The sequence below is a fragment of the Rhizobium sp. SEMIA 4085 genome, assembly GCF_013004495.1.
GTDB lineage: Bacteria > Pseudomonadota > Alphaproteobacteria > Rhizobiales > Rhizobiaceae > Rhizobium > Rhizobium gallicum.
The window spans coordinates 1-6,552 of record NZ_JABEPH010000343.1; the positions used below are offsets into that span (position 1 = coordinate 1).

6 protein-coding genes are annotated in these 6,552 nt (G+C 60.2%); 5 read left to right on the top strand and 1 reads right to left on the bottom strand.

From position 1 onward, the window contains the following. The 5 genes from C9413_RS25775 to hflX all read left to right on the top strand — a co-directional run. Positions 1 to 1,469, top strand: a 1,469-nt coding sequence (locus C9413_RS25775) for a PAS domain-containing sensor histidine kinase (RefSeq protein WP_170251083.1), incomplete at its 5' end; no start/stop codon positions are given. Further along, the gene (locus C9413_RS25780; protein WP_039844830.1) at positions 1,459 to 2,823 is read left to right on the top strand and encodes a sigma-54 dependent transcriptional regulator; all 1,365 of its coding nucleotides are present in this window, start codon (positions 1,459 to 1,461) and stop codon (positions 2,821 to 2,823) included. The genes C9413_RS25775 and C9413_RS25780, both read left to right, overlap by 11 nt. A gap of 61 nt (positions 2,824 to 2,884) precedes the next feature. Beyond that, positions 2,885 to 3,748, top strand: coding sequence for a D-amino-acid transaminase (locus C9413_RS25785; RefSeq protein WP_039844831.1), 864 nt, complete (start codon positions 2,885 to 2,887; stop codon positions 3,746 to 3,748). A 110-nt stretch (positions 3,749 to 3,858) separates the two neighbouring features. Beyond that, complete coding sequence (hfq, locus tag C9413_RS25790; protein ID WP_003539403.1) at positions 3,859 to 4,101, top strand: RNA chaperone Hfq; 243 nt, start codon at positions 3,859 to 3,861, stop codon at positions 4,099 to 4,101. Between the two features lie 77 nt (positions 4,102 to 4,178). Beyond that, complete coding sequence (gene hflX, locus C9413_RS25795) at positions 4,179 to 5,504, top strand: GTPase HflX (RefSeq protein WP_039844832.1); 1,326 nt, start codon at positions 4,179 to 4,181, stop codon at positions 5,502 to 5,504. Positions 5,505 to 5,829: 325 nt separating this feature from the next. Here the strand turns inward: hflX and mazG are convergent. Continuing rightward, a partial coding sequence (mazG, locus tag C9413_RS25800; protein ID WP_170251084.1) for a nucleoside triphosphate pyrophosphohydrolase occupies positions 5,830 to 6,552 on the bottom strand: 723 nt, incomplete at its 5' end.

A 6,552-nucleotide genomic window follows, 5' to 3' on the forward strand; every position in this document is an offset into this window, starting at 1 on the left:
TCGATCCGAAGGTCAGGAGCGCATGGCGGATGATGGAGGAAAGCGCGACGGAATTGCGCTCGATGGAGGCGGGTCTCGTCTCGCTGCATATCGCGTTCGGGAGTCTGGATATCGGTTTTGCCCTGATCGTGCTGCTTGCGGCGATCTGGACGGCTATTGCCGTTGCCGACCGGATCGTCCGCCCGATCCGCCTGCTAATCACCGCGGCCGACAGCGTGGCGTCCGGCAACATGGATATCGTCGTGCCGGTTCATGCGGTCGATGGCGACGTTGCAAACCTATCCCGCACGTTCAACAAGATGATTTCGGAAATCCGTACACAGCGTGACGAGATCCTGGAGGCGAAGGACGAGGTGGACGACCGCCGCCGCTTCATCGAGGCCGTGCTGTCGGGTGTCACCGCCGCAGTGATAGGCGTCGAAAACGACCGGCGGATCACCATCGTCAACAGTTCTGCCGAGACGCTGATGTCGCTGCCGGCACGCGAGATGCTCGGGAAGCAGTTGAATGAAATTGCTCCCGAAGTCGATCAGGTGCTGAGCGAAGCTGCATCGCGCTACCGCGGCGATTTCCGCAAGCAGATTGCTCTCGTGCGCGGCGGAACGGTGCGAACGCTGAGCGTGCAGGTCACGCGCGAGGAAGTTCGCGATACAAGCGATTCCTACGTGATTACCCTCGACGACATTACCGATCTCGTGATCGCGCAACGCTCGACGGCCTGGGGCGACGTGGCAAGGCGCATCGCCCATGAGATTAAAAACCCTCTGACGCCCATCCAGCTCTCCGCCGAGCGCATCCAGCGCCGTTACGGAAAGCAGATCAATCAGGAGGATCGCACGGTCTTCGATCAATGTACCGATACGATCATCCGGCAGGTTGGCGATATCGGCCGCATGGTGGACGAGTTTTCGGCTTTTGCGCGCATGCCCAAGCCGACGAAGGAACAGACTGATCTGCGCAATATTCTCCGCGATGCCATCTTCCTGCGTGAGATGGGCAATACGCATGTGAGCTTCCAGCAGGAATTCGGCGACAAACCGCTGGAGGTCCAGTTCGACAGCCGCATGCTGGGTCAGGCGTTCGGAAACCTGATCAAGAATGCGGTCGAATCCATTGAGGCTGTTCCGAGCGGCGAGCGCGATCAACGGAAGGTTCTCGTCAGGGCGTCGTTGGACGAGAGCCGCGACCGCTTCACGGTCGACGTCATCGACAATGGCCGGGGACTACCGGTGGAAAACCGGCACAGCATCCTAGAGCCCTATATGACGATGCGGGAGAAGGGCACTGGCCTCGGCCTCGCTATCGTCAAGAAGATCATTGAAGAGCATGGCGGGCAGTTGGAACTGCATGATGCGCCCGCCAATTTCGACCAGGGAAGGGGGGCCATGATCCGCGTGCATCTGCCGCGTCTCGAGCCGGTTCCCGCCGCCCCGGCGCCAAATGACAAGGAAAGTGTGTATGGCCTCTGATATTCTCGTCGTCGATGATGAGCATGATATTCGCGAGATCGTCTCCGGCATCCTCTCTGATGAAGGACACGAGACGCGTACCGCGCATGACAGCGACAGCGCGCTCGCCGCGATTTCCGATCGCGCGCCGCGCTTGATTTTCCTGGATATCTGGATGCAGGGCAGCAAGCTCGACGGTCTCTCATTGCTGGACGAGATTAAGACGCGCCATCCCGACATACCGGTTGTCATGATTTCGGGCCACGGCAATATCGAAACGGCTGTTTCCGCCATCAAACGCGGCGCCTTCGATTTCATCGAAAAGCCCTTCAAGGCTGATCGCCTGATCCTGATTGCCGAACGCGCGCTGGAAAACTCGAAGCTGAAGCGGGAGGTATCCGAGCTGAAGCGGCGCGCAGGCGACGCCGTCGAACTGATCGGCACGTCCGTCGCGGTCTCGCAGCTTCGCCAGACGATCGAAAAGGTCGCGCCGACCAACAGCCGCATCATGATCTTCGGCGCATCTGGCTCCGGAAAGGAGCTGGTGGCGCGGATGATCCACAAGAAGTCGGCGCGCGCCAACGGACCGTTCGTGGCCTTGAACGCTGCGAACATTACGCCGGACCGCATGGAAGTCGCCCTCTTCGGGACGGAAGGCTCCCCTGGCCAATCGCGCAAGACCGGGGCGCTGGAAGAAGCCCACCGCGGCATACTCTATCTTGATGAAGTCGGCGAAATGCCGCGCGAGACGCAGAACAAGATCCTGCGCGTGCTTGTCGACCAGCAGTTCGAGCGCGTCGGCGGATCGAAGCGCGTGAAGGTGGATGTCCGTATCATCTCTTCGACGGCTTACAATCTGGAAAGCCGCATCGCCGAGGGCTGGTTCCGCGAGGATCTTTACCATCGCCTCGCCGTCGTCCCCGTTCGCGTACCGGCATTGGCGGAACGCCGGGAGGACATCCCGTTCCTTGTCGATCAGTTGATGCGCCAGATTTCCGAGCAGGCGGGCATCCGCCTGCGCCGTATCGGCGACGATGCAATGGCGGTGCTGCAGGCTCATGACTGGCCAGGCAACATCCGACAGCTGCGCAACAATATCGAACGGCTGATGATCCTTGCACGCTCGGATGGTCCGGATGCGCCGATCACAGCCGACATGCTGCCGACGGACCTCGGCGACATGCTGCCCAAGGTGTCCGCTAAGAACGACTACCACATCATGACGCTTCCGCTGCGCGAAGCCCGCGAGATGTTCGAGAAGGATTATCTGATCGCGCAGATCAACCGCTTCGGCGGCAATATCTCGCGCACCGCGGAATTCGTCGGGATGGAGCGCTCGGCGCTTCATCGTAAGCTGAAGTCGCTCGGCGTCTGACTGCTCCGGCGCAATTTTCTGCGCCGGTTTCCCATTTCATTGCCTTGGATGCAGGTTTTCCATGCCGAGAATTTCCTATGTAAATGGCCGCTACGTGCCGCACGCCGATGCGATGGTACATATCGAAGACCGCGGCTACCAGTTCGCGGACGGCGTCTACGAGGTCTGCGAAATACGTCACGGCTACATCGTTGATATCACGCGCCATCTCGACCGCTTGAACCGCTCGCTTGGCGAGTTGCGTATTACCTGGCCGATGAGCCGCCAGGCGATGATCCATGTGATTCGTGAAACGGCGCGCCGCAACAAGGTACGCAACGGCCTGTTCTATCTGCAGGTGACGCGCGGCGTGGCGCGCCGCGACCATGTCTTTCCGGCCGAAGGCACCAAGCCTTCGCTGGTCATCACGGCCAAAAGCACCGATCCCGCGGTCATCGCGAAGAAAAACGCAAACGGCATCAAGGCGATCACCGTTCCGGACAATCGGTGGGATCGGGTTGATATCAAGACGGTCGGTCTTCTTTCGAATGCCCTGGTCCGCCAGCAGGCGAAGGAAGCCGGCGCCCAGGAGGCCATCTATGTCGATGCCAACGGCTGCGTGAAAGAAGGTGCCGCGACGAATGTCTGGATGGTCGACGCCGACGGCACCTTGATCACGCGCCCTGCCGAACATGGTATTCTGCGCGGCATCACGCGCACGACGCTGATGGATGTCGCGGAGAAGCTTGACCTCAGGATCGCCGAGCGGAACTTCACCGTCGCCGAAATGCTGGCGGCACGCGAGGTCTTCATCACGGCCGCCACAAGCATTTGTTTTCCCGTCGTTTCCATCGACGGGCAGACAATTGCCAACGGTCATCCCGGCACGATCTCGCAGAATATTCGAGAAGCCTTTTTCGACGTTGCGGAAAAGATTGCGATTTGATACCAAGATTTGCTGGACGGAAGGGATGAGGGTTACCCTCCGTCTTTCAGGAGAGGTTGATTAATATTCACCGGCCAGGTCAAGCCGGCAATAAAGAAAGAAGCGGCGCGATGGCGGAACGTTCTCAGAATTTGCAGGACTTATTTCTCAATACTGTTCGCAAACAAAAGATTTCTCTCACAATTTTTCTCATTAACGGCGTAAAGCTCACGGGCGTTGTCACTTCTTTCGACAATTTCTGCGTTCTTCTTCGCCGTGACGGCCATTCGCAACTCGTGTATAAACACGCGATCTCAACGATCATGCCGGGTCAGCCCATGCAGATGTTCGAGAGCGAAGAAGCAGCGTCCTAACAAGGTCAGCAGTCATTTCGACACGCGATACCAGGAATGATTCCATCATCCCGGAGGCTCAGAGACTTCGGGATGATATGCGGGCAACCGTCGTCGTGCCTGTGCTCAAGCAGGCGCGGAGCAGGAGTACGCCCATCGAAGGAGCTGCGACCCGCTCGCCGGAAAGCCGCCTTGAGGAAGCGACTGGTCTCGCTGAGGCAATCGATCTGGATGTGGTCAACGGCGCGATCGTACCGATCTCCGACCCGCGTCCGGCTACGCTGCTCGGCACCGGCAAGATCGAGGACATCAAGGCGCAGCTCGATGAGCATGATTCCGGCCTGGTGATCGTCGATCACCCGCTGACGCCGGTGCAGCAGCGCAATCTCGAGAAGGAGTGGAATGCCAAGGTCATCGACCGCACGGGCCTGATTTTGGAAATCTTCGGCCGCCGCGCCTCCACGAAGGAAGGCACGCTGCAGGTCGACCTTGCGCATCTGAACTATCAGAAGGGCCGTCTGGTCCGCAGCTGGACCCACCTCGAACGCCAGCGCGGCGGCGGCGGCTTCATGGGTGGCCCGGGCGAAACGCAGATTGAAGCCGACCGCCGTCTGCTGCAGGATCGGATCATCAAGCTGGAGCGCGAGCTGGAGCAGGTCGTCCGCACCCGGCAGCTGCACCGGGCCAAGCGCAAGAAGGTGCCGCATCCGATCGTGGCACTTGTGGGCTACACCAACGCCGGCAAGTCGACGCTCTTCAACCGCATCACCGGCGCAGGCGTGCTCGCGGAGGACATGCTCTTCGCCACGCTCGACCCGACGCTTCGCCGCATGAAGCTTCCGCATGGCCGGACCGTTATCCTGTCCGACACCGTCGGCTTTATCTCCGACCTGCCGACGCATCTCGTCGCCGCCTTCCGCGCAACGCTTGAAGAGGTGCTGGAATCCGATCTGATCCTCCACGTCCGCGATATGTCGGATGCAGACAATCAGGCGCAGAGCGCAGACGTGATGCGCATCCTGAAAGATCTCGGTATCGACGAGGCTGAAGGGGCACGACGCATCGTCGAAGTCTGGAACAAGATCGACCGTCTCGAACCGGAAACGCATGATGCGATTGTGCAGAAGGTTGCGGGCGCCGAAAACGTGGTCGCTGTTTCGGCCATCAGCGGCGAGGGCATCGATCACCTGATGCAAGAAATCAGCAAGCGCCTTTCCGGGGTGATGACCGCGACGACGATCAAGCTGCCTTTGGGCAAGCTGGCGCTGCTACCCTGGCTTTACGAACATTCGATCGTCGACGGCCGCGAAGACAATGAAGACGGCACGGTGACGCTCGACGTAAGGCTCGCCGAAAGCGAAGCCGCCGAATTGGAACGGCGCATGGGCGACGGCCCGAAGCCGCAGAAGGAAGACTGGGAATAGCAAGCCCCTGACCGCTTCAAAGCACATTCGGAACCCGGCGTCCGTTGCGGATGAAAAGACGGTCGGCACAGAAGCTGTCGCTGTTTGACGTCGCCTCGCCCCCCTTTCTCATCCCCATGCCTGGCGCAGGGATCCAGCGCTCAAGTCCTTGGGTGCAGGCAACTTTTCTCGCGGAGGCTGGCTTCCTGTGAGGCGAGCATGGGATGGACGCTGACGGCAGCAACGGCGACCTGCGGGGAGGAGATCCTTCGCGGCCCTGTGGCTTCGCCTTCAGGCACCTATGCCGAAGGCGACAGATTCGACGAATGAGCGCCGACCTTCGACGCTAGCCCCCCGCGACTGCCCGCTCGATCGCCTTGGCGGCCTGCCAGATTTCCTCCATGCGCTCAAGCGTTGCCGCCTCAAGCGTTTCGCCATCTGCTTCAAGTGTTTTCTCGATGTGATTGAATCGGCGCCTGAATTTCGTGTTCGTGCCGCGAAGCGCCTGCTCGGGATCGGCCTGTACATGCCGGCCGATATTGGCAATGGCGAAGATCAGGTCGCCGAGTTCATCGCTGACCTTCGCGTGATTTCCCTCCTTGAGTGCGGCACGAAGCTCGCCGATCTCTTCCTCTATCTTGTCGAGGATGGGCTCTGGCGCCGACCAGTCGAAGCCGACCTTTGCGGCGCGTTCCTGCAGTTTCAGCGCTTCTGTAAGCGCGGGGAAGCTCCGCTGCACGGAGCCAAGAAAGCCTGCCCTGAAATCTTCGGAAACGCCGCGCCTTGCGCGCCTTTCGGCGCGCTCGTGTTTCTCCGCCTGCTTGATCTCGTCCCACTGCTTCTTGACGAGTTCCGGCGTGTCGGCATCGGATCGCGCGAAGACATGCGGGTGGCGGCGGATCATCTTGCGCGTTATGGCTTCGACGACGTCGCCGAAGGTGAATTCGCCGGCTTCCTCGGCCATGCGGGCATGGAAGACGACCTGCAGCAGCAGGTCGCCAAGTTCCTCGCAAAGGTCGTCCATGTCGTTGCGTTTGATCGCATCGGAAACCTCGTAGGCTTCCTCGAT

Bases quoted from the DNA above. Each gene is read 5' to 3' on its own strand.
- C9413_RS25780 (WP_039844830.1), top strand. From the start codon at position 1,459: ATGGCCTCTGATATTCTCGTCGTCGATGATGAGCATGATATTCGCGAG.
- C9413_RS25785 (WP_039844831.1), top strand. From the start codon at position 2,885: ATGCCGAGAATTTCCTATGTAAATGGCCGCTACGTGCCGCACGCCGAT.
- hfq (WP_003539403.1), top strand. From the start codon at position 3,859: ATGGCGGAACGTTCTCAGAATTTGCAGGACTTATTTCTCAATACTGTT.
- hflX (WP_039844832.1), top strand. From the start codon at position 4,179: ATGCGGGCAACCGTCGTCGTGCCTGTGCTCAAGCAGGCGCGGAGCAGG.